1 protein-coding gene is annotated in these 282 nt (G+C 70.9%); it reads right to left on the bottom strand.

Translation table 11 applies throughout. The features are described from left to right. Window positions 1–282: aldo/keto reductase (locus QWY29_RS20175; RefSeq protein ID WP_300963016.1), on the bottom strand; the 282-nt coding region annotated here is incomplete at both ends.

Genomic DNA, 282 nt, shown 5'->3' with positions numbered 1-282 from the left:
ACGTGGTCGGTCTGCAGCCGGCGCAGCGAGGCGTCGATCGACTCCATGATGTGCTTGCGCGAGAGGCCGTGGTCGTTGTGCGCGCCGGGGCCGGTGGGCCAGTAGACCTTCGTGAAGATCTCCAGTCCTTCGCGCCGCTCGCCGGCCAGCGCCTTGCCCAGCACCGTCTCGGCCGCGGTGTTCGCGTAGACGTCGGCGGTGTCGAAGGTCGTGATGCCCTCGTCGAGGGCGCGGCGCACGCACGAGAGCGCGGCGTCCTCCTCGACCTGGGAGCCGTGGGTG

This window comes from Nocardioides abyssi (genome assembly GCF_030412915.1).
GTDB lineage: Bacteria > Actinomycetota > Actinomycetes > Propionibacteriales > Nocardioidaceae > Nocardioides > Nocardioides abyssi.
This window is presented reverse-complemented; position numbering and strand designations above follow the sequence as displayed.